The sequence below is a fragment of the Rhodohalobacter sp. SW132 genome, from assembly GCF_003390325.1.
Lineage (GTDB): Bacteria > Bacteroidota > Rhodothermia > Balneolales > Balneolaceae > SW132.
This window is the reverse complement of record NZ_QUOK01000001.1, coordinates 539,088-565,613: the sequence shown is the minus strand read 5'-3', so window position 1 is coordinate 565,613 and position 26,526 is coordinate 539,088. Positions and strand designations below refer to the sequence as shown.

General features: G+C 46.0%; 17 protein-coding genes. 5 read left to right on the top strand and 12 right to left on the bottom strand.

Going from position 1 to position 26,526, the window contains the following annotated elements:
* Positions 1-208: 208 nt before the first annotated feature.
* Entirely contained in the window at positions 209-2,653 is a 2,445-nt protein-coding gene (locus DYD21_RS02430; protein WP_116031723.1) for a ribonucleoside-diphosphate reductase subunit alpha, read from the top strand.
* Between the two features lie 66 nt (positions 2,654-2,719).
* On the opposite strand, the gene DYD21_RS02425 is transcribed toward DYD21_RS02430, so the two are convergent.
* From DYD21_RS02425 to rpmH, 5 genes are all read right to left on the bottom strand, one after another.
* Entirely contained in the window at positions 2,720-4,057 is a 1,338-nt protein-coding gene (locus DYD21_RS02425; RefSeq protein ID WP_116031719.1) for an aminopeptidase P family protein, read from the bottom strand.
* A gap of 57 nt (positions 4,058-4,114) precedes the next feature.
* On the bottom strand, positions 4,115-5,032 hold the full coding sequence (locus DYD21_RS02420; RefSeq protein WP_116031715.1) for a type I restriction enzyme HsdR N-terminal domain-containing protein: 918 nt from the start codon (positions 5,030-5,032) through the stop codon (positions 4,115-4,117).
* Between the two features lie 70 nt (positions 5,033-5,102).
* On the bottom strand, positions 5,103-6,944 hold the full coding sequence (gene yidC / locus DYD21_RS02415) for a membrane protein insertase YidC (RefSeq protein WP_116031711.1): 1,842 nt from the start codon (positions 6,942-6,944) through the stop codon (positions 5,103-5,105).
* 2 nt (positions 6,945-6,946) lie between these two features.
* On the bottom strand, positions 6,947-7,411 hold the full coding sequence (gene rnpA, locus DYD21_RS02410; protein ID WP_233505463.1) for a ribonuclease P protein component: 465 nt from the start codon (positions 7,409-7,411) through the stop codon (positions 6,947-6,949).
* A complete protein-coding gene (rpmH, locus tag DYD21_RS02405) occupies positions 7,386-7,544 on the bottom strand; it encodes a 50S ribosomal protein L34 (protein WP_116031703.1) in 159 nt (52 codons plus the stop codon). Before rpmH ends, rnpA begins: the two co-directional genes overlap by 26 nt.
* A gap of 271 nt (positions 7,545-7,815) precedes the next feature.
* Between rpmH and secA the strand changes: the two genes are divergently transcribed.
* Positions 7,816-11,202, top strand: coding sequence for a preprotein translocase subunit SecA (secA, locus tag DYD21_RS02400; protein ID WP_116033425.1), 3,387 nt, complete (start codon positions 7,816-7,818; stop codon positions 11,200-11,202).
* Positions 11,203-11,370: 168 nt separating this feature from the next.
* Here the strand turns inward: secA and DYD21_RS02395 are convergent, their stop codons facing one another.
* From DYD21_RS02395 to hutI, 3 genes are all read right to left on the bottom strand, one after another.
* Entirely contained in the window at positions 11,371-12,435 is a 1,065-nt protein-coding gene (locus DYD21_RS02395; protein ID WP_116031700.1) for a calcium/sodium antiporter, read from the bottom strand.
* A 175-nt stretch (positions 12,436-12,610) separates the two neighbouring features.
* A complete protein-coding gene (locus tag DYD21_RS02390) occupies positions 12,611-13,492 on the bottom strand; it encodes a formimidoylglutamase (protein WP_116031696.1) in 882 nt (293 codons plus the stop codon).
* An 11-nt stretch (positions 13,493-13,503) separates the two neighbouring features.
* The gene (gene hutI / locus DYD21_RS02385; RefSeq protein WP_116031692.1) at positions 13,504-14,727 is read right to left on the bottom strand and encodes an imidazolonepropionase; all 1,224 of its coding nucleotides are present in this window, start codon (positions 14,725-14,727) and stop codon (positions 13,504-13,506) included.
* 499 nt (positions 14,728-15,226) lie between these two features.
* On the opposite strand from hutI, the gene DYD21_RS02380 reads away from it, so the two are divergent.
* Positions 15,227-15,775 (top strand): GNAT family N-acetyltransferase, encoded by a 549-nt coding sequence (locus tag DYD21_RS02380; RefSeq protein WP_116031688.1) that lies wholly within the window; start codon positions 15,227-15,229, stop codon positions 15,773-15,775.
* Between the two features lie 112 nt (positions 15,776-15,887).
* Here DYD21_RS02380 and hutU read toward each other — a convergent pair whose 3' ends face one another.
* From hutU to hutH, 3 genes are all read right to left on the bottom strand, one after another.
* Entirely contained in the window at positions 15,888-17,549 is a 1,662-nt protein-coding gene (gene hutU, locus DYD21_RS02375) for a urocanate hydratase (protein WP_116033422.1), read from the bottom strand.
* A gap of 102 nt (positions 17,550-17,651) precedes the next feature.
* Positions 17,652-19,835 (bottom strand): CRTAC1 family protein, encoded by a 2,184-nt coding sequence (locus tag DYD21_RS02370; RefSeq protein ID WP_116031684.1) that lies wholly within the window; start codon positions 19,833-19,835, stop codon positions 17,652-17,654.
* Positions 19,836-19,907: 72 nt separating this feature from the next.
* Positions 19,908-21,410: a histidine ammonia-lyase gene (hutH, locus tag DYD21_RS02365; RefSeq protein ID WP_116031681.1), complete on the bottom strand. Its 1,503-nt coding sequence runs from the start codon at positions 21,408-21,410 to the stop codon at positions 19,908-19,910.
* 479 nt (positions 21,411-21,889) lie between these two features.
* Here hutH and DYD21_RS02360 point away from each other — a divergent pair, with 479 nt between their 5' ends.
* Together DYD21_RS02360 and DYD21_RS02355 are read left to right on the top strand one after the other, a co-directional pair.
* Positions 21,890-23,119, top strand: a complete 1,230-nt coding sequence (locus DYD21_RS02360) for an outer membrane beta-barrel protein (protein WP_116031677.1) — start codon at positions 21,890-21,892, stop codon at positions 23,117-23,119.
* 283 nt (positions 23,120-23,402) lie between these two features.
* A complete protein-coding gene (locus tag DYD21_RS02355; RefSeq protein ID WP_116031672.1) occupies positions 23,403-24,725 on the top strand; it encodes a pyridoxal phosphate-dependent aminotransferase in 1,323 nt (440 codons plus the stop codon).
* A gap of 6 nt (positions 24,726-24,731) precedes the next feature.
* Here DYD21_RS02355 and murF read toward each other — a convergent pair whose 3' ends face one another.
* Entirely contained in the window at positions 24,732-26,327 is a 1,596-nt protein-coding gene (gene murF / locus DYD21_RS02350; protein WP_233505462.1) for a UDP-N-acetylmuramoyl-tripeptide--D-alanyl-D-alanine ligase, read from the bottom strand.
* Positions 26,328-26,526 lie beyond the last annotated feature (199 nt).

Below are 26,526 nucleotides of genomic sequence, written 5' to 3'. Positions count from 1 at the left end.
GAAAAGGCAAATGTGAAAGGTGAAAAGTCCCCCCTTATTAAAGGGGGATTTAGGGGGATGTTTTTCAAGATCTGGAAAGATTTTATTGGACACCCCTTTTGCCAAAGGCACGTCCCTCGGGGGGTAAGGGACTTTTCTTCTCACTTTTGCCCTTTCACTTTTCCCTCTAACAACTCATTCATAATCCAAACAAAATATATCCAACAAAATGAAACGAACGGTCATTAAACGAAACGGTAAGGAAGAGCCTTTCCAGACACAGAAAATTATCAACGCAATTTTTAATATCATCCAGGGGCTTGAGGTGGAAGATGACTACGAGCTGGTTTTCCTGATTATGAAGGAACTGGACCTGAAAGTGCCGGAACGGGTCTCATCCGAAGAATTGGATCAGCTTGTGCTGAAGGCGATCGAGCAGCTCATTCCGCGCCATCCCATCTACGATACGCTGGCCACCCGTCAGCTTCTGAAATTGATTCACACCGATATCGAACGAAGGCTGGATTCGTTCAGCAGCTACCTGGATCACTCAATCGGTCAGAACCTCATCAGTGAAGAACTCAAAGAGTTTGATATTGAACTGCTGAGTTCCGCGATCGATCACGACAGAGATCACGAGTTCGGTTATTTTGGCCTCACAACGCTAAAGGATCGATATCTCGCAAAAAACCGGGACAATCAGACCATTGAAAAACCACAGTGGTTTTTTATGCGTGTGGCGATGGGCATCGGATCATCCAACGAAGAGGTGATCAAAATGTACAACAAACTATCGCGCCTGGAATACCTTCACTCCACACCTACGCTTTTTAACTCCGGCACCCCGGTTTCGCAATACTCCTCCTGTTACGTGAGCGTGGTGGATGATTCGCTTGAATCGATCATGGACAAAGCCCGTGAAACCGCATTCCTGGCGAAATATGCCGGCGGAGTGGGGACAGATGTAACCCGAATACGATCCACCGGGTCGATGATCCGATCACTGAATGCAAAGTCATCCGGCGTGATCCCGTTTCTGAAAGTGTTTGATACGCTTGTCAACTCTATCCAGCAGGGCGGCCGCCGCCGGAGCTCGCAGGTTGTGTCGATGCAGCCGTGGCACCTCGATATCGATGGATTTCTCGATCTGCGCGAAACCACCGGTAACGCTTATTTCCGAACGCCGTCACTCAATACAAAACTCTGGATGCCCGATGAGATGATGCGGAGAATTGAACAGGATGAACCGATCTACCTGTTTGATCCGGGCGAATGTCCGGAGTTGGTGGACGCCTGCGGAGATGAGTTTCGAGAAAAATATGAACAACGCATTCAGCAGGCTGAAGATGGAGAACTGGTTCAGTTTAAAAAAGTGGAGAGCCGTACATTTTTCAAAAAATACCTCTTTAAACTGGCTAAAACGGGCCATCCGTGGCTTACGTTTAAAGATCGCCATAACGATACAAATCCCTGCCCGGAGTACAGCGTCATTAACAGTTCAAATCTCTGCACGGAGATCTCCATCCCCAACCGGCCGGATTCCACCGCTGTGTGTACGCTGGCATCGATCAACCTTTCGAAACACATCAAACAGGATAGTTCGGGTTTTGATTGGGATAAACTGGAAGAGTCTGTCAGGCTGATGGTAACCGGGCTGGATACGATCCTCGATAAAAATTTCTATCCATCCGAAGAATCGAAGCGAAACACCACCGACCTTCGCCCACTTGGTATTGGCGTGATGGGATTTGCTGAGGCACTGGTTCAACTCGGCATATCGTACGATTCGGAAGAAGCGGTGATGGCCGCCCGGCAACTGGGGGCGTTTACTAAAAAGATTGCCTACGATCAGTCTGAAAAACTGGCGGAAGAGCGGGGCGCATTTGCTCATTATGATGAGATGAAAGCAGCCGGCAAATCGTATGACTACAAGCCCCGCCGAAATGCGGTGCTGCTGGCGATTGCGCCAACGGCTACCATTTCGATCATCGCCGGAACCACGTCATCCATCGATAGCTATTTCAGCAATGTCTATTCCCGTGATACACTCTCCGGAAAGCATATTGTGATCAACCAGCAACTGGTTCGTGATCTTGAAGCGAAAGGATTGTGGAGTGAAGAAATGGCGAACGAGATCAAAGCCAACAACGGTTCAATACAGCCGATCCGCGAGCTGGATGGAAAAATCGATAAGGATCTCTATAAATCGGCCTATGAAATTCACCCAAACCGGCAGATTGATATCGCCGCAGCATTCCAGGAATCAATTGATCAGGCGGTGTCAAAATCGATCTACCTGGATGAGCGGTACCGCAGCGAGATGGAAAAAATCTATATCTACGCATGGAAAAAGAGGCTGAAATCAACCTACTACTGTTTTGTGGATAAAGTGATTAAAGGCGAGAAATACACCTCGAATGTAAATAAACGGGGAACGCGGAAAGGGTTTGGCAAACCGGCAGGTAAAGCTGAGGAGAAGAACGGATCAGCAAAGCGAATAGGATTCGGTAAGGCGGCCGAAAAGACCGTGAACTCTGAAAAATCCGTGGCTGAACTCGAAGCCGAAGCCCGGAAAAAGCACGGGGATGAGGTGGTTGACCAGGTAAAATCCGGGGATATGAACGGTTGCCCGACAGATCCGCTGCTGAGCAAAATATGCCCGAGTTGTGAATAGAATGAAATCTGGCGGGCTGCAGATGCGGTCCGCCAGTTAATATCAAAAGTTAAAAAATCAGACTATTTATCCTTTAATCAGATCCTCAATTTCTTTGATTTCTTTAGGTACGTCGGTCAGATTTTCGTAGCCATCCTCTGTGATGACCAGGTTGTCTTCAATCCGAACACCGCCAAAATCGAAAAAAGCTTCAAGCTTTGACTGGTTAAGGAATTTTGATTTTTCCTCATCCTCAAATGCCGGTTTTAGTAAAGCGGGGATAAAGTAGAGGCCGGGTTCCACGGTGATCACCATACCGGTTTGCAGTTCGCGCCGTGCACGAAGGAACCGGATTCCGGGCCGGTCGATTCGTTCTACTCCTTTGGGATATCCGCCAACATCGTGGGTGTCGAGCCCAAGAAAATGGCCAAGTCCGTGCGGGAAAAAGAGAGCGAAAATATCGTTCTCCATCAGGTCTTCCACACTCCCTTTCACAAGCCCCATATCTTTCAGTCCGCGGATAATGATTTCAGCAGACATCATGTGCAGATCTTCCATTTTTACACCGGGCTTTGTCGCTTTAATCACTTCGTTCAGCGCATTCAGAACGGTTTGATACACTTTAGCCTGATCCCCGGTGAATCGGCCGTTGCACGGGTAGGTTCGGGTGACGTCAGAGGCATACCCTTCATACTCAAAACCGGCGTCAATCAGGTAGAGATCACCGTTGTTCAGGCGGCTGTCACAGTCAGTATAATGAAGAACGGAGCTATTTCGGCCCGCTGCATGAATCCCGTTATACGCATCAAAAAGCAGACCGCGCGATTGCTGATGGAAATCAAAAATTGCTTTCAGTTCGTACTCATACATTCCCGGCTTCACAGATTCCATCACTTTTCGGTGGGATATATTGTTGATGGATGCTGATTCGCGAAGCATATTCAGTTCATCATCAGTTTTAATCGAACGGCAGTATGTTATCGCATCAACGAGCGATTCCGTATCTACGCTGAAATTTCGATCGAGATCTTCCAGGAACTCCGCCTGCTCTTCGTTCAGGCAGTAAATGGTTGATGGATTGATATCCTTCAGCACTGAGAGAAGTTTATTTTCAAAATGCAGTTCGTCAGGCTCATACAGGGTTTTAATATCATCCATCGTTTTTACGTGGCCGTGCCAAACTGCGAACTGTGCATCCCGTTTTGGCGCAAAGAGGTGATAGGTCTGGGTTTTCAGGTCCAGAATCATGTGGTAATCGGGTTCATCCACGCCGGTCAGATACCAGAAATTGCTCTCCTGCCGGAAAGGAAACTCATAGTCGGTCTGGTAGCGGTACATTAACTCACCGCCTTTTATATATACCGCACCTTCCTGGGATTCATCAAAAAGTGAGAGTAGTTTTTTTCTGTGAAGTTGTGCCGGCATGATCAGTCGTGGATTAAATTTATATTAGTAGTGAAGTGAAGTTAGCAGATGATGGGTTTAATCAAAAAAATTTAGAAGCTCTTTCGCCAAATTTTTCATGAAATTTTCATCTCTGTTTTTCAATGGATTCCGAAAATGATCCGGCAGTGGTTTCTGCTGTGGACCATTTTCTGTCAAAAGCATGTAGGTTTGATCTTTCGATTCAATGAGGTCGTCCAGCTGCATCCATAGTATAGATCGTGTTTTCCCGTTATGATTGAGCAGTGAGGTCAGGAGTGTATCACCAAGCCCATTATTGAGTAGTGAAACCGCGACTTTCATGGTTGATTTTGCAGGATACACCCGGTAGTAGTGGTTTGCAGGGAACGGAGTGATTCCGGCTGGAATATCCAGATAATGAATCGATTTCGGATCAGCCGTTGTAATTATGCTGTTCAAAACTGTTTCGGCAAGCTGCCGGGTGATCGGAGCGGAATCGGGTGCTATAAATCCGCGGTCGGCCCAATAAACAGAATTGCGCGTAATATCAGCTGTGTTACCGCCATTGATTGGTGATTCGATCGGCTTAATTTCACTTTCGGTGTGATGAAACCAGAGTGATTCGGTTCCGTTGGTGATCATCAGGTAGGGAGCCCGGAAGTTCTGGTTATACCGGGCGATCTGTTCCGCCGCTTTCTCCGATAGTTTAATTTTTTCTGATTTACACTCAATCAGCGCAAACGGTTCCATTTTCCGGTTATAGAGAAGGAGATCGGCCCGGAGCATTTGTTCCGATTGACGGATTTCAACCGGGGCTTCAAAAGCGATGCGGTTTTTGCTGAATCCCGCCTCGTTAAGAAGATATTCCACATAACGAAGCCTCACGCGCTCCTCCGGTCGATTCTTGAACCGTGTTTTCAGTATGGAATTATAAAGAAACTTATCTCCGTTACTGAACCGGATCTGCGGGAAATGTGTACAGGAAAATGTGTGCATGTTTGGAAAAATAAAAAAAGGGGATTCAAAATGTTGAATCCCCTTTTCTATCACTGGTTCTTAAAAGAAATTACTTCTTACTCTTTTTCTTTCCTTTTCGTTTAGATCCTTTTTTCCCTGAGGTATTTACCTCCGGCGGATCAATTTGCTTTTTGATAATCGCCTGCTGAGCAACAGAAAGCACATTGTAAACGAGGTAATAGAGACTTAGTCCCGCTGCAAAGTTATTAAATACAAAGAGCAGAATAAATGGAAGGATATAGGTAAATGCCTTCATATTAGGCGCACCAGCTGGTGATGAACCTCCACCCATGCCGCCAATTCCACCCATTACTTTGGTTTGAACAAACATGGCGGCTGTCATAAGCAGTACAAAACCTGCAATCTGGTCACCCAAAAACGGAATGCTGAATGGCAGATTGATGATATAATCCGGCGCAGACAAATCGTCTGCCCACAGGAATGGCTCCTGCCGGATCAGCATCGAGTTCTGGAAGAAGAAAAATAGCGTGATAAGGATCGGGAACTGCAGGAGCATTGGTAAACATCCACCCAGCGGATTTACACCGGCTTTTTTATAAAGCGCAATCGTCTCCTTCTGCTGCTTTTGGGGATCATCTTTGTATTTCTCTTTTATCTCCTGCATTTGCGGCTGAAGTTCTTTCATCGCCGCCATACTTTTAAAACTTTTCTGGGTGAGGGGAAAGAGAACGAGCTTTACAATCACACCAAAAAGAATAATCAATACGCCGTAATTGGCAATAAACAGACTTCCAAAGCCGAAGAATGGAATAACCAGGAAGCGCACAATCGGATCGGCAAACCAGCGAATCAGCGCGTACCCGATTTCAATCACATCGTATGCGCTTGAATCAAATTCACGCAGGTCGTAATAGCGCAGCGGCCCGGAATAAAATTCGTAGGTAAGCGTGTTGTCCGTCGCAATGTTTGAGGTAACACCGGCTTGATAGTGATGGATGGCGTCGGGCTGACCCGGTGTCCCGATAATTTCACCACGTAAAATGGCTGCGTTGGAATTGGCTGTGGGTTTGATATACTGCCCGAAAAAACGTGTACGAGTGGTGACCCAGTCGATCGTGCCGTTTATAAATTGTTCGCGGGTGCCGGTCTCCGTAAGCTGAAATTTTTCAAGTTCGCCACCTGCATAAACATATGCAGCTGAGTTCTGGGCATCCTGGGCAATGTCTCGTTCAGAGAGATTTAGAGGCGATGTCCACATAAAATCGACATTACTGTCGCTGATGTAGTCCATCATGTCATCAAAGCGGATATCCAGGTCATACTGGTAACGATCCGCATAAAATGTATAGGTAAAAACAATTCTCGAATTCTCATCGAGCTGCAGCTGGTAACTCAGCTGTTCCGATTCTTCAAGATCGAGCTCAATCTCTGAATGATCAAAGAGCGGCTCAAAAAGGAGATCCTGCGTTTCAATGTTGTAATTCTGGAATGACAAAAACCCGAGAGAATATGTAGACCGGGTGGTATCCCGAATCATCTGCATCTGGTGCTGATCCCAGGTTTTGTGTCCAAGCAGCGTGTGCTTGGATGGGCCTGCACCAAGATTAGTCAGTTCAATTTCATAGAGAGGCGTTCGAACGATGGTTCGCACTGTATCGGCTATCCCGGCACTCTCAAAAGCGCCAAGCTCGGCAGGTTCCTCTTCCTCATCCTCCACCTGATCGGTAAAAGGGTCGGTTTCGCGCGGTTCGTCGGGAGGGGGGAGTTCGTCAACTCCGCGTTCCTGGGCTTGTGCTGCGGCAATACTATCCTGCCGGGCTTGCTCTGCACGCTGCCGCTCGAGGTCTTCTTCGCTTGGCATCGTGTAAAAAGCCCAGGCAATGGTAATCAAGAAAATCAGTAAGAGCCCGGTTATGGTGTTTCTGTCCAAATCTAATCTGTTTTTTGTGGGTTATTGTCTGATTCAGAGGTGCTGCCGGACGTTAACCTTCGTGAAATTTCATTTAAAATGGAGATCATCCGTTTCTCGGTATCAGAAAAGGAGAGATTATTGCCGGTTGCGATAAATACTGCATGAAAGCCGATTTTATTATTCCTGACAGATTCAGGCAGCAGGTGCTGGTTTAAGCGGAAAGCCTCTCGTAAAAGTCGCTTCGTGCGGTTACGATCTACGGCCCGCCTGAAAACTTTTTTAGGAGCGATAAATCCGAACATCGACCTTGAGTCTATATTGGAGTCGATGCGATACCGGCACAAAAGGGGAGACTGTTTTATGACAGAGGAGCGCTCAAAAAGACGCTGGAAATTTAGCTTGCCCCGCAAAATTTTTGAGCGGGGCAGGGTACGGTCAGGATTCTGATGGATCCTTACTCTATTTCGCGCCTTTTCCTGCGTCACTAACTGTAAGCTTATGTCGGCCTTTGGCACGCCGGCGTTTCAGAACATCACGTCCGTTTTTGGATTTCATTCTCTTGCGAAATCCATGTTTATTTGATCTCTTCCGTTTACTGGGTTGATATGTGCGTTTCATAACCTGGTGTTGTATTCAAAAATATAAAATCAGTTTTTTGATAGACCCGAAAAATACGAAGATTTCCGTAAAAATCTAATGAATTTATTTGGTAAAATATCCTGCGCCTGCATTCAATGAATCCCGGTTTGTATCGTTAGATTGTCAGGGTTTATAACCGTGGTATGATAATTGCACAAAAGAATGACCCGGACTGTTGAACAGGCACCGCTGAAGCCTTACATTGTTAGACTAAACTTTTAATGCAGTAATTCCCTTCATGTTAGATCAAATATCCAAGTTTCTTACATCTATATTTGGAACCAAAAGCGAACGCGATCTGAAAAAGATCTGGCCGATTGTAGATGAAATCAAGAGTTTCGAAGATGATATTAAAGCCTTGAGTGATGATGAACTCAAGCAAAAAACGGAATCCTTTCGCCAGAAAATAGCAGATGAGACCGCGGAGGTGGATGAGCAGATTGCCGAAGTGAAACGAAAAATGGATTCAAATGACGAATCGATCACCTTCGAAGAGCGAAGGGAGCTGGCTGACAGGCTAAAAGAATTGAAAGAGGAGTGGCTTGAGATCCTCGAAGAGGTGTTCGAAGAGATTATGCCGGAAGCATTCGCCGTTCTGAAAGACACCTGCCGTCGTTTTGTCGGGAAAAAATGGGATGTCGCAGGCACCGAAATTGAGTGGGATATGGTTCCCTACGATGTTCAGCTTGTTGGCGCTATTGCTATGCACCAGGGTGCCATTGCCGAAATGAAAACGGGTGAAGGTAAAACCCTTGCCGCTATTTTTCCAGCCTATCTGAATGCACTCGCAGGTCGCGGAGTACATGTGGTTACAGTAAACACCTACCTCGCTAAACGGGATGCTGAATGGAATGAGCCGATTTTTAATTTCCATGGACTCACCGTGGATTGCGTGGATCATTACGATCCCAACTCAGAGCCACGCAGAAAAGCGTACCGCGCAGACATTACATACGGTACGAACAACGAATTCGGTTTCGATTATCTGCGTGATAACATGGTGGCCGAGGAAGAGCAGCTTGTTCAGCGCGGCTATCACTTTGCCATTATTGATGAGGTTGATTCTATTCTTATTGACGAGGCAAGAACTCCGCTGATTATCTCAGGTCCGATTCCGCAGGGCGGAGATCAACAGAAGTTTGAAGAGATGAAACCACGTGTAGAATCACTGGTGAATGCACAGAAATCTCTCGTGGCACAATTGGTAAATGAAGCGGAAGCACATCTGAAAGAGGATAATTACGATGACGCCGGCCTGGCATTTTTCAGGGCGTATCGTGGATTCCCAAAGAACGCGAAGTTCAAAAAAATGATGCAGGAGCCGCAAATGCAGAAGCTCCTCCAAAAAACGGAAAAAATCTACCTGGCAGATAACGCCAAAAACATGCCGTTTGTGGATGAATACCTTTTTTATGCGGTTGACATGAAGATGAAGTCGATCGAAATGACGGAAAAAGGTCGTGAATTTCTCACAAAAGGTGATGAAGACACAGAATTTTTTATTATCCCTGATCTTGGCCTGGAAACTTCGGAGCTTGAAGAGGAGATTAAAGAACTCGAAAAAGAGCGTATTGAAGAAATAAAGGCGAAAGACGATTTCAGCGAAGAGTATAAAGAGAAGAAAATTGAGGAAGCGAAGCAGGAAGTTCAGCAGGAGCGTGAGAAAAAATTCAACGAACTCCACCGCGTGTTTGCCGAACGCAGTGAACGAATCCACACGATTAACCAGCTTCTGAAAGCGTATACTCTTTTCGAGCGTGAAGATGAGTATATCGTACAGGATGGTAAAGTGCAGATTGTGGATGAGCATACCGGCCGTGTGCTTTCCGGCCGGCGTTACTCCGACGGACTCCACCAGGCGATTGAAGCGAAGGAAAATGTGAAGGTGGAAGCCGCTACACAAACTTACGCTACGATTACCCTTCAGAATTTTTTCAGAATGTATCATAAACTTTCGGGTATGACCGGTACGGCGGCTACGGAAGAGGGTGAGTTTAATGAAATCTATAACCTGGATGTCGTCGTAATTCCGACCAACCGCCCCATCATCCGGGATGATAAGGACGACCTGATTTTTAAGACCAAACGCGAGAAGTTCAACGCTACCATCAACAAGATTAAAGAGTACCACGAAAACGGCCAGCCGGTTCTGGTGGGTACGGTAAGCGTGGATGAATCGGAGAAGATCAGCCGGATGCTCAAGCGTCAGAAAATTCCGCACAACGTATTGAACGCAAAGCAGCATGCGCGTGAAAGTGAAATTGTGGCAGAAGCGGGGCGCCCCGGTGCCGTAACGGTGGCTACCAACATGGCGGGCCGTGGTACAGATATTAAATTGAAACCGGAAGTTAAAGAAGCCGGCGGACTTGCAATTCTGGGTACCGAGCGTCACGAATCCCGGCGAATTGACCTCCAGCTTCGCGGTCGTGCAGGCCGCCAGGGTGATCCCGGTGAAACTCAGTTTTACGTCTCTCTCGAAGATGAGTTGATGGACCTGTTTGGCGGATCAGACCGGATCGCCAATATTATGGATAAGCTCAATTTTGACGAAGGTGAAGTGATCCAGCATCCCTGGATTTCAAAGTCTCTTGAGCGGGCTCAGAAAAAAGTAGAGCAGAACAACTTCAGTATCCGGAAAAAGCAGCTTGAATATGATGATGTGCTCAGCAATCAGCGAAATGTAGTCTACTCAAGAAGACGACACGCCCTGATTGGGGATCAGCTGCAGAGCGATATTTTTGATATGATCGAAGACCTGATCGTGGAAATTGTTGAAGAACACTATTTTCAGGGCAATTATGAACAGATTCGTGATGATGTGCTTCGTCAGCTTGCGGTAGACCTTGAGCTTGACAGAGATAAATGGGGAATACTTGGCGATGACGGTATGATCGATTTAATCCTGGAGCGGGCGTATGAAGTGTACCGAAAGAAAGAGAAACTTGTATCCGAACCGCTTTACCGGATTGTGAAACAGATTCAGGAATCTGATTCAGAGAAAAAACCGACCAAAATCCAGGTGATTTTTTCTGATGGTATTCGGCGTATGCGTGTAATTGTTGACGTGGAAAAAGCGTCGAATAATGAAGGGCGTGAAGTTGCGCGTTCCCTCGAACGAACCGCCATCCTCAGCACTATTGATAACAAATGGATGGAACACCTTCGTGAACTGGATACCGTAAAAGAGGGTATCGGGCTGCGTTCATACGGGCAGAAAGATCCGCTCATGGAGTACAAGAAAGAAGCGTTTGAGATGTTTAAAAACCTCATTTCAGAAATCAACAGGGATACAATTTCTGTGATCTGGAAGGCCATTCCCGAAATGCAGCAAGATCGTGCCGAGCAGATGCAGCAGGCAGAGAAATCCAAGAGCCGGATTGACCTCGAACGGGCCAGGGCCCAGCAGGCAGACGCCACAAACATGGGCTTCCGCGGAGCCGGACAGGATAGCAACGGCGATCAGCAACAGAAACGTGCCCCCGGTGAAAAACGCCAGCCGGTTACTGTAGAAGATGAACCGGGCCGTAACGATTACGTGAAAGTTCAGAATATGGGCAGCGGCGAAACCAAAGAAGTGAAGTGGAAATACGCCAAAAAAATGGTAAACGAAGATGGCTGGATCCTCATCGAAAAGTAGGATTTAGACTGGCACTGTGTCAAAAGTTAATATCCATGAACAGTCATCGGATGAGTCATGAATGAATTGAGTCATGAAGGAATCAAATATTGATTCAGAGCGACTCGATTTTTCGAAAAAACTCATCCGATGACACATCACAAAAGTGAAATTACTGCAGCTGTTTTTTCACTTTTCACTTCTCACCTTTCCCCTCCTCCACACCTCCAATACAACCGCACCTAAAGCGTAAATGGTTACTGCTGGAATCACTGCATAAAAAATCAAGTCAGTGAATATTTCCAAGAGGTTGCTTTGAACTGAATCGAGGTAGAGGTAAGCGAGATAGAGTAAATAAGAGGTAAATAAAATGGCTCCCTCAGTTCTGTTAATGATTTTCCCGCTGTAGAAAAACGGCAAACAGAGAACTGAAATGCCAAGCAGCACCATCAGATCTACCCGGATTAATGCTTCCTGTACGGGGATTTCAGGGATGAACAATCCGGAGATGCCAATTACGGATAAAATATTCAATATATTACTTCCTACGATACTCCCTACAGCCAGGTCTTTTTCTCCCTTCAAGGCTGCAAAGACCGATGTTACAATCTCTGGCAAAGATGTTCCGATAGCAACAACCGTTAAGCCTATCACCAGTTCACTTACTCCGGCCATTTCAGCAAAAATGGTTGCGGATTCCACCAGCCAGCGTGCCCCGGCGATGAGCATAACAAGACCAATTACAGTAAACAGAAGATTCAGCCACGGAGAACCGGCTTGAAGTGTTTCCTTTTTGGTAAAATCGGTTTTTCCGCTAAACCGAACGAGTGCAACAAGGTAAGCGAACAGGAAAAAGATGAGTACCAGGCATTCAAAGGTAGAGAGAACATTGTTGTACGCCAGAAAAATTAACAAAATCGTTGAGCCGATCATGACCGGCAGGTCGAAGCGAATCAGGTTTTTGTGAACTTTTAGCGGGATGATCAGGGCTGATAAGCCAAGAATAAGAAGCGTATTGGTAAGATTGCTGCCGATAACGTTTCCCAGTAAAATATCCGACTGATCGTTTAACCCGGCTTCGATACCAACCGCCAGTTCAGGGGCGCTTGTCCCGAAAGCAACTACGGTAAGCCCGATTACAAGTTTAGATATTCCAACAGATGCGGCCAGTCTTGATGAAGACCGCACAAGCAATTCAGCACCAAAAATGAGTAATGTGAGTCCGGCTATAAACCAGAAGATGGTAAGCGCCACTCAGACTAAGATTATGCGTTAAGGTTCGGGAATATTGAAAACGGAATGAAAAATATAGCTATGATCCTTACCAAAATCTCTATTAGTATTGTTTGGTGTTATATTTTGAAAAAACAATTCTAAGCCTGGCCAACCACCATGAATCTGAGTCAAAAACAGACATTAGATTGTTTCATCACCGAAACGATAAACCAAGCAGAAAGTACCAAACGGTGAGAGCTGCCAGCTTCACGGTTTGTTGGTCACGGTCGAAACGGGGGTTCACTTCACACAGATCAAACGAACGAACAGATGAAGATTTACCGAGTTCAAAGGCAATATCCAGCCATTTTTTTTTGCTGATGCCTGATGGATTTGGAGCGCTTACCCCGGGTGCATCTGCCTGGCGAACAACATCCATATCCATTGTAGCCATAATCATGTTCTGCTGATACTGATCCAGGTAGGTTTTGACGGCTTTCAGTTTCAGATCCCTGTCAAATAGTGCTTTGCCGTGCCGGTTCACATAACGAAAATGTTCAGCCGATACGGAAGATGGATTGAGGCCAAAAACAGAATAGCTCTCACAGTAATTGGAGGGATGTTCTAGCGCATGACGAAAAGGGGAGCCCGAATGTGCCAGCCCATCTTTCAGCGGACGAACATCAGCATGCGCATCGATGTTGAGAATCGAAACCGGGAGTTTTGCTCCAGCATACCCAAGAAAATGTCCGAATGATGTTTCGTGCCCGCCTCCAAGTATAACCGGTACGGATTGATTGCTGAAAATTTCTTTTACGATTCGGCCGAGTGCCTGCTGGTCCGCTTCCACATCGCCGCTGCACGGCACCGAATCGGTAATCTTTACATTTTTCAGGAACGCTGTATGCCTGTCAAAATAGGCGGGATGCGGTGTGAGATTTAAGAGCTGCTGCAAAATCTGTTCCGGCGCTTCCGATGCTCCGGGCCTCCCGCTGTTTCGGCTCACTCCCTCATCAGACGGAAACCGAACCAGGTAAACCGATCCGGTTTGAATATCTCCCGGTTTGATAAACTCTCGCAGTCTTTTATCAGACATAAAAAATTTTATTATTGGTTTGATGATTGTTGTTTGCCTTTCAGAAAAACGGTGTCAGGCAAGTTGGGCCGGTGATGATAAAGCCAGAAATTGACGGAAGGTTCATCAAGCAGTAAAAAATCGGCGGATTTTCCCGGCTCGATTGATCCGGTTTGATTTTCAACACCCATTGCTTTGGCGGCGTATATGGTTGCTCCTTTCAGAACTTCGGCCGGGGTGAGGCGTCCGTGGTTGCAGGTGAGCATCAGTGCCAGGCGGAGATCATAACTTGGAGCGGATCCCGGGTTGAAGTCTGTAGCCACGGCCACCTGAACACCACCATCCACAAGTTTCCGGCAGTTCAGGTACGGCTGTTGTGTGTAGAGTGAGGCGATTGGCAACGTGACGCCAATCACTCCTGCTTCAGCCATTTTTTCAATGCCGGTTTCCGAAATCTGCTCCAGGTGATCGGCGCTGATTGCACCAACCTCCGCCGCCAGTTCCGCACCGCCGCCGGATGAAAGCTGATCAGCATGCAGTTTTGGGGTGAGGCCATGTTTATTGCCGGCTTCAAAAATAGTCCGGGCCTCTTCGGTGGTAAAAGCTGAGTCTTCAACAAAAATATCGCAAAATTGAGCGAGATTCTCTTCGGCAACAGCCGGAATCATCTCGTTGATTACGAGATCAATATATCCGTCGCGATCATCCTTATACTCCGGCGGGATGGTGTGAGCGCCAAGAAAGGAGGCTTTCAGGTGGATCGGATAATTTTGAGCCAGACGTTTATACACCCGAAGCTGTTTCAGTTCATCCTCAACCGTAAGGCCATAGCCGCTTTTGCACTCAATGGAAGTTACACCGGTTGAGATAATCTCATCCAGTAATCCGGCAGCTTTCTTGTACAGGTCCGCCTCCGATCTTTCCCGCGTATGTTTTACGGTGGACAAAATTCCGCCCCCTGCTTTTGCAATCTCGAGATAACTTTTTCCCAGGATCCGCATCTCAAACTCTTCGGATCGCCACCCACCGAAACAGAGGTGAGTATGACAATCCACAAGGCCAGGTACGACGATCTTTCCGCCGGCATCCTGAAATTCCTGGCCGCTAAATTTTTCCGGAAGATCACTCGCTTTTCCCACCCATGAAAGCACATCATCTTCCCATGCAATGGCTGCGTTGTGAATCGGATGGACTTCAGCTTGCCCGCCCTCATCCCGGCAGGTATATAAAGTGGATATATTTTTGAGTATGGGCATGAGCGCTTATGAAATTATATTTGATCGAGCCGGCTACCTCGATTTCAATACTTTAATGTACAACTGTTTATCATGAATTTATCACAACGGCCGAAAACGTTGGTTCCAATAAGGTTAAAGGTTAATTGTATTTACGGCTTTTATTTTATTCACGCAGAGTAGCGCTGATTAATCCGCTGATTTTCGCAGTTAATACTTTTTTTGGTTAAGAATATTTCAGCGACACTCCGCGATATACACAGCGTAAATCAGCGATAAAACAGATCCGGGATTAATTTCGACAATGTAAATGCACGCCTATCATCTTATACTACTATCATTTTCAATGCTGAAAATATTGAATATGGAGAGCTTCTAACCAATTTTTACTCTTCAATTGAATTCAAATTATACAAAACTTGAACATAAAGTTAAGATTTAAACCTTACCTGCATTTTGGATAGAGTAAATTCAGGTTGAGACTTCAATTTTTAAAAATTTTATCTATCATAACAACCGGATGGCTCATGATACAAACATAGAAATATCACCCCGCTATTTTACGCTTCATAATGGCAGGCGTCTGCTCGTTCGGGGCATTACACCTGATGATAAATATCACTTTAGAAGCGGAATCAAACGATTATCTCAGCAATCGACTTACTACCGGTTTCACAGTCCATTGTATGAGCTGAGTGAACACGACCTGGGTTATTTTACGGAAGTTGATCAGGAAAACCATGTTGCGATCGGGGCGATTGATCTTGATAACAATGAAAAACCGGGAATAGGAGTGGCGCGATATATTCGCCTGAAGCAAAATCCATCGATGGCTGAAATGGCCATCACGGTACTCGATGAATATCAAAGGCAGGGAATCGGAACCATCCTGATGAATGAGCTTCACCGGCTGGCATATGACCGCGGAATCCGTTCATTTAAAATTTACCTGCACACCGAACGGCGCAAGCTGGTAAAGTGGCTGATCGGTTTGGGGGCAAAGGTTCAACGGGTTTCAGGCGAAATCGTTGAAATTGAACTCCCTGTTTTTGATGTGAACTCTGATTAATAGAAGTGACAGTATCATCTACAAATTTGATCACAACTTGTTATGAAGTTTTTTCTAAACAACTAAAAAGAGAGGGTGCTTCTTTTCTATTTTAGCGGATCGGCGATCCGCGTTACGTAATCATCGGCAAATCTATACCCCGTTCTCTTGCGATCTGCTCTGCCAGTTCATAACCCGCATCGGCGTGACGCATGACTCCGCTGCCGGGATCGTTCGTCAGTACGCGTTCCAATCTTCGATCGGCCATTTTGGTGCCATCCGCTACACATACCATTCCGGCGTGGATGGAATAACCGATTCCAACTCCGCCTCCGTGATGCAGGCTCACCCAGCTCGCTCCGCTTGCGGTATTGAGCATGGCGTTGAGCAGCGGCCAGTCGGCAATGGCATCAGAGCCGTCTTTCATCGATTCGGTTTCGCGGTTGGGAGAGGCTACTGATCCGGTATCGAGGTGATCACGGCCGATCACAATCGGAGCCTTCACTTTCCCTTTTTTGACCAGCCAGTTGAATTTGAGCCCCATTTCGGCACGTTCGCCATATTCCAGCCAGCAGATTCGCGCCGGCAATCCCTGGAAATGAATTTTTTCCTGTGCATGATGAATCCACCGATGCAGCGCTTCTTTTTCAGGAAAGGTTTCGAGCAGGGCTTTGTCGGTCACGGCGATATCGTTCGGATCACCCGAGAGTGCCGCCCAACGAAACGGACCTGAACCTTTGCAGAAAAGCGGGCGGATATAGGCGGGTACAAAACCAGGAAAGTCGAATGCCTCCTTCATTCCACGGTGATCAGCAACCTGGCCGCGGATATTGTTCCCGTAATCAAACGTGACAGCTCCGCGTTCCTGCATTTTCAGCATGGTTCCCACATGCGTGACCATTGAATCGAGTACATCTTTTTGATACTCATCCGGATTCGATTCCCGTTTTTTGGCGGCTTCATCCAGTGAATACCCGGCGGGAATGTAGCCGAGCTGGAGATCGTGAGCAGAGGTTTGATCGGTAAGCACATCAGGATTGACATCCCGTTCGAGGAGTTTTGGCAGAATTTCAGCCACATTGCCCAACAGGCCAACTGAAAGGGCTTCACCTTTCTCTTTCGCTTCCAGTACTTTTTCGAGAGCTTCATCCAGATCGGTACATTTCAGGTCGCAATAACCGGTTTTGATCCGCATGTCGATCCGGCTTTCATCCACTTCGATTCCTAAAAATGCTGCGCCGTTCATTGTCGCTGCCAGCGGCTGTGCTCCGCCCATACCGCCAAGTCCGGCCGTGACTACGAGTTTTCCTTTCATTGATCCATCAAAATGCTGTCGTGCGCATTCTGCAAACGTTTCGTATGTGCCCTGCACAATTCCCTGCGAGCCGATGTAGATCCAGGAACCGGCGGTCATCTGGCCGTACATGGTCAGCCCCATTTTGTCAAGCTTTCGAAACTCATCCCAGTTGGCCCACCGCGGCACGAGATGTGAATTTGCCAAAAGCACCCGCGGAGCTTCCTCATGCGTCCGGAACACACCTACAGGCTTTCCGCTCTGGATGAGCAGCGTTTCATCATTTTCAAGCCTCTTCAGGGTTTCGATGATTTTGCGATAACTCTCCCAGTTTCGTGCCGCTTTTCCGCCCCCGCCATAAACAATCAGTTCGTCGGGACGTTCGGCCACATCCGGATCAAGATTATTCATCAGCATCCGCATGGCGGCCTCCTGGTGCCACCCTTTGCAATTCAGATCAGTTCCGTGTGGTGCGCGTATGTTTTTGACCGGTTTTTTCATGGCTCCCATAGATTTAATTTAGATACCATCAGTAATGTACATCAGATTGAGAGGGGATGTCAATCACAAAACACCTTACTCATTGCACCTAAAATTAAACGATTAATGCGATTGGCGAATATGATGAAGCGTGTTGATTTCAGGGCGGTCGATTGTCTGAACATCATCCGACCCAGCCCACCGGATGATGATTTCATTGACTTGAGTCGATTGATCAAGCCCAAAATGTACGCGAGTATGGTTTGCTCCAAATGAGCCTCCGGTAGAAACGGTACGGTGCAGACTACGAAGTTCATTTCCATCAGAAATGACCGCTTCAACTTTTGTTCCGATCGCCTGGCGGTTTGATGAAGTGCCTTCCAGCTCAATTGCCAGCCAGTTGCCGTGATCACTTCTGTTTTCAAACAGTGCGTTGTGATAAAAATCTCCTTCCACCGCACCGCCGAGAACGGTGTATATATCGATCCGGCCATTGTTTTTAAAATCCGCCATCGAAACGCCGTGACCTTTTTGCAGATGCCCAACTCTGCTCAATGCGGTTGATTCATGAAATGATTCCCCGTTGTGATTCAGAAAAAGGCGGTTTGGAATGATAGATGATAGATCCGGAGCGCCGGTCCCGATGTAGATATCAGGATAGCCGTTGTTGTTCAGGTCTGCGAAGTTGGCGCCCATCCCGAACATCACTGTGTTTAGCCCGGTATGTTCGGTGATATCCAGGAAGGTTTCGTCTCCTAAATTTTTGTAGAGCCGGGAATACTCCGTGGATGTTTCCAGTCCAAGTTTCTCACGGGCGACTTCATCTGCCACCCGGTTGATAGCCCTCACATCATACGTGGCGATGAAAAGATCATCCAGGCCGTTATTATTGAAATCAAAAAACCACGCTGGAAAGCTGAATTGAGGATTCTGAACACCGGCTTTTTCACCAATTTCTTCAAAAACCGGAAGCTGGTTTTCATCTAAGCCGCGATGAACAAAGAGCAGGTTTTTGCCACCCATCACGGAAATAAAAAGATCCGGGTAGCCGTCACCGTTGATATCACCCCAGGAAGCCCCTTTGACGAATGCATCAACGTGAAAACCGGAAAGTGAATCGTGACGAGTGAAGGTTTCATTTCCGTTATTCAGGAAAATTGCGGAAGGATAGGGTGGAGATTGTCCGCTTCCGCCCGAAAAAATATTTTGCCATCCCGAGGCTGATTCATTTCCAATGAATAGATCGAGGTGCCCGTTTCGGTTGATATCTGCAAACGCAGCGACCTGGGTGGGTAATGTTTCAAAAAGCCCGGATGAATAGGTGATGTCGGTAAATGTGCCGTCACCGTTATTTCGAAGAAGCGAATTAGGATGTGTTCCATTCTCACCGAGCCAGGCTCCACGGAGGATTAAAATATCAGTGAATCCGCTGTTGTTGACGTCGGCGCACTCCACGTTAAGTCCGCCTGTTATGCCATTGAGGCCGGCAGAGGCAGTTTGATCAGAAAAATTTCCGTTTTCATCAGAAATATACAGGGTTACATTTTCACCAAATCCGTACGATGTTGCAAAAATATCGAGGTGGCCGTTTCCGTTGAAATCATCCACACATGAACTGCCTGAAATCCGGTTATCTCCCGAACCGCTCATCATGCCAATATCTCTGAATTGCGGGGCATTTAAACCATCCGGCAGAGTTTCGGAATCCTGCAATCCCGGAATTAAAAAATCACGATTCACCTGGTCCGGATAACTGCCTCCGGCAATATGTGCGATATTATACATCCAGTGATAGCTGTAATTTTCCGGATCGGCATCAAGCAGCTTCTCGAGATACTCCCGCGATGATTCGATATACATTTTTTCTGCATGAATGGCATCTTCATCAAACGGGAGGATACAGTTTGCAGGTGTGTAATTTTCCAGGCAGTTTTGAACTTCAGCCTGCCTTAAATAGCTGATTGCCAGTGCCTCCCAGATTATCTGCTGAGAATTCTGATCGGGAACCAGCTCCTCAAGCTCTTTCAATATCGGGATGGAGTTTTCAACATTCGCGGAGTTTTGATGCTCAAGAGCAAAATGATACATCAGGCGGACATCCCCCGGGTTGGCCTGAACAATGGAATCAAGGAAGGCGATTCGATACTCGTTGGCATAGAAATATTTCAGGGGATCGTTTTTGGCATCGGTGTTAATGCTGTCGAGTACAGCGACCATCCGGTCATGGTTCTGTTGTTCTGTGTCAGCGGCAGAGTAACAGCCCGAAAAAAGAAGAGACAGCAGGAGAAATAGAAGGAATCGGGTCATGTTGGTTTGATCTCAATCAGACATATTATCAGCTGAAGGCAGAATAATGAAAAAAACCTAAATCTCCGTGGATTAACGCAGGGAAATGGACTGATTTTCGATTTCTGTCAACAAGTCGCCCCCGGATACGATATCGGCAGCAACAGTGATCTCATCTTTAAAAAAGTGATCTTCTGTAGCGTGCGGGATCGCAGAGCGGATGTAAGCGTGCGCAGTTTCAACTCCTTTGCCCGGCCGCAGCGGTTTTCTGAAATCAAGTGCCTGGGCAGCTGTAAATAATTCAATCGCTAACACCTGCTCCACATTTTCTAAAATTTTGTAGAGGTGCAGCGCGCTGATGCTCCCCATACTCACGTGATCTTCCTGACCCAGACTGGTGGGGATTGAATCGACCGATGAAGGGTGGGCCAATACTTTATTTTCAGAAACAAGTGCTGCGGATGTGTACTGTGGAATCATAAAACCGGAGTTAATTCCCGTCTTTTCCATCAGGAGTTTGGGCAATCCGTCGTGCCCTTCCAGCAGGAGATAGGTGCGGCGTTCAGAAATACTGGCCAGTTCTGCCAGTGCTATTTTAGAATAATCGAGAACCAGTGCGAGAGGCTGACCGTGGAAATTTCCTCCGCTGAGGATATCGCCATTTTCCAAAACGAGCGGATTATCGGTTACGGAGTTGATTTCAGTCTCCACCGTGCTGATTGCGTGATCGATCGCGTTGCGGCTTGCTCCGTGAACTTGTGGAATGCAGCGAAGGCAGTAGGGATCCTGTACTTTGCCGCAATGACGGTGGGATTCAAGGATCTCACTATCTTCGAGTAAGTTTCTTACATTTTCGGCGACTATTTTTTGTCCGGTATGCGGACGCAATTCATGAATTCTTTTGTCAAACGGGGTGATGCTCCCCTGAAGCGCTTCGAGGCTCATGGCACCGATCAGGTCTGCCATTTTCTGCAAACGGAGTGATTTTTCAAGAATATAGGCGCCGTAGGCACTCATCATTTGAGTTCCATTAATCAGTGAGAGGCCGTCTTTAGCCTGAAGGTCGATCGGCTCAAGGTTGTGCTCCTGAAGGACGCGGCTTGCAGGCAGGGTTCCGGTTCCTTCATCATTCCAGAATTCGCCGTATCCCAGCAGTGGAAGCGACATATGGGCAAGAGGTGCGAGATCACCCGATGCGCCCAGGCTTCCTTTTTCCGGAACGGCCGGGATCAGATCTTTTTCAAGAAAAAGAAGCAGTTGTTTGAAGGTATCCGGAGAGATACCGGAATTTCCGATGCCGAGTGCGTGAACCTTTAGTTGCAGCATCAGCCGGCAGATCTCTTTGGGAATCAGCTCACCGGTACCCACTGCATGGGAAAGAATCAGGTTTCTTTGAAGCTGCTTCAGGTCTTCATTGCTGATTCGCTGGTTGGCAAGAGCGCCGAATCCCGTATTTATGCCATAATAGGTGCTACCGTCGGCCATGGCAGTCTCAACGCGTTTTCTGGAGGATGCTACAGTGGCAGAATTCTCCCTGAGAAATTTCAGGCTTGTATCAATATCCTTGTAAAGTTGAGCTATTGAAATACGGTACATTTAATTAATTGTAGATCATTGTTCTGCAAAATGTAAAATGGAATATCGCAATACGGAGGGCGATCTCAAAAAGGTGAATGATAGCTCTATGCGCTGCAGAGTTTAGAAATATGAGATCAATGGAGATGTTAGGCCGTTAGTATGAGCATCAACAGGTGTTTTAAAATTAATTAATCTTAATGTTTGGGTGGTTACAAGTCGCCGGGTGAATTTTTGGCAAAGTGTTACTCTAATAAATGAACTTTGAAATCCTGATTTAATAACAGTTAGTGATATATTTTAATTAGAATTTATCAGATTAGAAATTTTAAAAAATACGATTTCAATGCAGTGAAAATTAGAACATCTAAATAGTATCTTCTAAGAAGTAATTCTATTTTTTTCTACATTTTAAATAAAACATAGACGGTACTTTTACTAATAAATAAAGAAAGTTTCTTTTTGAAAAGAAACTCAAAAAATGTACATGATCATTTACTATGAAGAAAATTATACTACTGTTGCTTTCGATATTTCAATTTTCAGTATTAATCTCATTTGCTCAAACTGTTCCCACCACTCCGGATACTGAAGAGTATAACCGCTGGAGTGCATCTCTGTATGGCGGATATGTTTTTGGAGAGAATGACCGCGGTCTTCAAATTTTTGTAAGTCGCTTCAATGTGGTGTCTGAGCCAAGCTGGGCAGCCGGTGGAGATATTAGATACGCTCTAAATTCATTCTGGTCCCTTGAAACGGGTTATCGTTATACAACACTTGAGGGTGTTGGGTTTGAGACCACCATTCATACAGCATCCATTAAAAATACATTCAACCTGAACCGATTTTACAGAAGAAGTTCATTGTCTGAATATGTTAACCCTTATGTTATTCTTGGCGTCGAACAGGATTGGTTTACTGCTGAAGGACCAGCTGATGAATTTAGCAGAAGTGAAGCAAGTTTGATTGGTGGATTAGGAGTCGCTTTCAGGTTAAATGACAGAATTGAGATTTTTGGCCAGCACGAAATCAAACTTTCCTCCAATCATCTCGATCTGCAGAATCAGGGTTATCCGTATGACCAAATCGGGATGGCCTCGGGTGGTATTCGATTTCATTTTGGACGCAGTGACCGCAGGCCAGTAAACCTGAGACCGGCTACCCGAACTATCAGTGATACTGAATATGAGGATATTTTTGCCCGTGCTCGTGATGTGGATAACCTTTCCGATCGTGTGGATTCGCTCGAAAATCAAATCAACCAGTTGGACAGCGATAATAGCGACAGGTTTGCAGAAATGAATGAACGTCTCGCAGCTCTTGAGGATCGTGTGGATTCGCTTGAAGCAAAAACAAACTGCTTATGTGAACGAGTTGAAGATGTTGAAGAAGAGGTAAGTTACCCCGAAAGTGAAATCAGACGAACGGTTGCAGCGGGTCATTATATACAAGTTTATGCAGCAATGAGCCTTAACGATGCCATTGAGGTTCGCAATTCATTCCGTGAACAACTTGGTGATGATTTGAACGATGCGGCTGATGAAGTCTTTATTATTCAGCGCAGACAATTTTATGAAGTGCTGATCGGTGTATTTAATGAATTCTCAAACGCTCAAAACATTCTGCCAACTGCATCTGCTGTGATGGGGGACGCTTTCATTATTACCTTTCCACGCCCGGTTCACCTTGCTGAGCAGTATGAAGGAACTGTAATTGTACATGATGAGTAATTAATCTGTTTTTGATCTCAGCAAATGGTTTATATTTTATAGATAGCTCGCTTTTGCGGGCTATTTTTTTATGGTTATGAAACTTCTGCCATCGCCGATACTATTAATATGTATGGAAGGAAGCCTTTCTTCTAAATTTATTAAGGAAGAAAAGTTTTGAAATGAATATAATTAATACAAATTCATTTATTTTCATTAATTACTAATTATTAATTTCATTTTTGATGAAATAATTAAGAGGTTTCCGTAGCCATAAATAAATAATGTAATTCTACGACCCGTTATGAGAAATTCACTTTTGCCATCCGGACTGCCGGAAATCAACTACGGAATCCGCCAAATTGTAGGGAAGGGTTTTGAAAGAGAGAAACTTGGTTATCCTGTGATTTGGGAAAATATTGGTGATCCTGTTCAGAAAGGTATGCGACTGCCGGACTGGATGAAAGACATTATCACCGAGGTAATTCAGGATAATTCAACATTTGGATATTGCGATTCCAAAGGGCTCCCCGATACACGCGAATACCTGGCTCAGCGAACGAATGATTTCGGCGGATGCCAGATTTCGGCTGATGATATCACTTTTTTCAACGGTTTGGGTGATGCAATTGCCAGGTTATATAGCCTCTTATCAGATGACGCACGGGTTCTGCTCCCGTCACCGGCTTATCCGGCCCATACCGGGGCCGAAAAACTCCGGATACGCAAGCAGCCACTAACCTACACACTGGATCCCTCAAGCGGGTGGTTACCGCAACCGGATGAAATCAGAAAAACTGTGGAAGAGAACCCGGATGTCTCTGCAATTCTGATTGTGAATCCCGATAACCCCACGGGAGTAGTGTATTCGAAAAATGTTCTACTGGAACTGGTGCAGATTGCACGGGAATACGAGCTGTTCATCATTGCTGACGAAATTTATGAAAATTTGGTTTACGATGGCAAAATGGTCCGGCTCTCTGAAGTGATTGGTGATGTGCCCGGTATTGCGATGAAAGGAATATCCAAAGAGATTCCCTGGCCCGGAAGCCGTTGCGGCTGGCTCGAATACTATAACCGGAAAAGCGATCACGAATTCAGTGAGTTTTGCGACAGGATTGATCAGTGCAAAATGACGGAAGTTTGCAGTACAACACTTCCGCAAAAAGTAATTCCGGGGATTATGTCAAACCCTGCCTACAGCGCATTTCTTGATAGCAGGATTTCCAGCCTGGCAAAAAAAATGTCCATGCTGAAAGAGCGCATCAATGTATTGGAGAATGTGGAGTGCAAAGGCGGGCAAGGAGCTTTTTATGCGGCCATTCATTTTAATTCTGAACTGCACAAATCAGATATGAAACCGGAATTACTCGGTGATGTGGAGAGATCTCTTTATCTTAAGTGGACAGATAATTTAGAGGCCAATCCCGATCTTTTTCTCACCTATTATCTGCTTGCCGGCACAGGCGTGTGCACAGTGCCTTTAAGCGGTTTCAACACTCCGGTTGCAGGTCTGCGGCTCACACTGCTTGAGCAGGATATGGTCCAGTTTGAGCATATGCTCGACCAGCTTGAAAAAGGCCTTGAAAGCGTGTTCAGCAATAATCAGAAGATGGTGCAGGTGTAACCGGATTTATTCGTTATAGCTGTCTGGCAAGTCATTTTCATACAAAACCACATCGCCGGGGCGGGCGTATTCACTCAACAGATCATTTGCTTTAAAGAGTGTAGGCACAGTTCTGACTTCCGGTTTTGACTCGGTTTGATTGGATTCGATCCCCTCCCGGATAGGCTGGGTCTGCTCTTCACCCACAAGAATTGCCAGATCTATACCAGATGCTCCGATATATTCTCCAAACGCCCTGTTTTCCTCTTCCTCAAGATCACCAAGCTCAATCATACCCGGCGTGATGATAATTTTCCGGCCCGTATCAAACGATGCCAGAATATCCACGGCGTTTCGTGCCCCGACAGGATTTGAGTTAAAGGCATCATCGATGATTGTCAGGTCACCCTGTTTTTTCAGTTCAAGCCTGTGTTCCACCGGTTCCATATTTGATGCGGCAATTGCCACAGTCTCAATCCGTATGTCAAACTCACGGGCTACAGCTGCTGCAAGCAGTACATTCTGGATGTGATGATCTCCAAGTATTCGTGTTTTTATATCTGCAGATTGGAGTTTGCCATTTTGCCAGTTCATCGTAAACTGGGTTCCATCTGCGTCAACTGATCGGTTTGTTGCCCAGACTTGCTGATGGTTCTCACCGATGAGAATACGTTTTAATTCAGAACGTTCGGCTCCCATCTCTTTCACAATCTCATCTTCGCCGTTGAGAATCAGGGTTCCGCCGGGATCAAGCGCTCTTGCAAGTGTTGATTTTTCCCGCGCCACAGCCTCCCGGCTTCCGAACGTTTCAAGATGTGAAATCCCCACATTGGTGATCACAGAAATATCGGGCTTTGCAATGGCACAAAGCTCGCGGATGTTTCCTTCATACCGGGCACCCATCTCAAGAATTAAAACCTGGTGATGCGACTCAAGGTCGTTATTGATCACCTTGCAGATTCCCATCGGGGTATTGTAGCTGCCGGGAGTTACGCACACGTTCAGCCGCTCCTTTAAAAATGAATCAATCACAAACTTGGTGCTTGTTTTGCCATAGCTTCCGGTTATGGCAATCACTTTCAGGTGAGGCATGGACGCAATTTTTTCACGCGCCTGTTTTTTAAATCCGTTTTGAATGGAGTTTTCTACAGGTTTCATGATCCATGCTGCAGGAAAAATGAGAAAAGGGATGAGTATATCAACAAAACAGAGTAAAAAACCGAGGAAATAAGGGTCAGCGGTGAAAAAATTACCGGCAGGATCCTGGATATTTTGGGATAGAATAAATAGTTCACTTGAAAAAATGAACCCGCCAAAAAAGTAATACAGCGGAAGTATGAGGACAGCAAGTGTTGCGGTAAGACGTTTCACTCTGGGTGTGAAAACAAGCGGTTTTTTTTCACGGTCTGATCTGAACTTGCCGGCCGGACCAAACCAGAATAGGGTAAGAACAGTCATGATGATGATGCCGCTCAAAAATGTTAACTGTTCGGCAAAAAAGGTGATGATTGCCAGGATAACCGTATTGTACAACAAGTGCTCAGCAGTAATAATTTTTGAAGAAAAATGAGTCGCAACCCAGCTTCTGAACTCATGAGTTTTGTACCCATGCTGCTGAAACATTTGTAATAAGTAACGTGAACGAATGAATGAATGGCGTAAAAAGATTACGCACATTAACACGATCGCGCTGTTTAGGGAAAAAGTGTATAAATCCAATTAATTAAAGGGGTTTAATGGTCTAATTGTCTGTTCTTCTCGAAACATTACCAACGATCTGTTATATTGGTTCCAAACATTCTTAAAATCAAAATAGCATTCA